We start from the raw sequence: 275 nt of genomic DNA on the forward strand, positions 1-275 counted from the left end.
GGTGAGCCGCACTTCGAGTTGGTGCTTCACCAGCTGGTACGGCACCGAGTAAAAGTGGCCGTCGACCTCGACGTGGTAGTCGATATGGACTCGCACTTTTTTCCATTCGGCATAGACGTACGGGTGTTCCGGCAGCCCTTGCAGGGCCGGTTGGTCGAGGGCCTCGAAGGCTGACCGGCGTGAGCCGGGCAGCTTTTTGAAGGGCTTGTGGTTGAGGCGATCCAGCAACAGCCCGATGGCTGTGTTGAGTTCGCCCAGCGAGAAGAACTGGCGGT

At 60.4% G+C, this 275-nt stretch carries 1 protein-coding gene; it reads right to left on the reverse strand.

All coding sequences use genetic code 11. From position 1 onward, the window contains the following. On the reverse strand, positions 1-275 hold a 275-nt coding region (locus tag DW49_RS0107470; protein ID WP_029774637.1), incomplete at both ends, for a Mu transposase domain-containing protein.

This window comes from Pseudomonas avellanae BPIC 631, from assembly GCF_000444135.1.
Classification (GTDB): Bacteria; Pseudomonadota; Gammaproteobacteria; order Pseudomonadales; family Pseudomonadaceae; genus Aquipseudomonas; species Aquipseudomonas avellanae.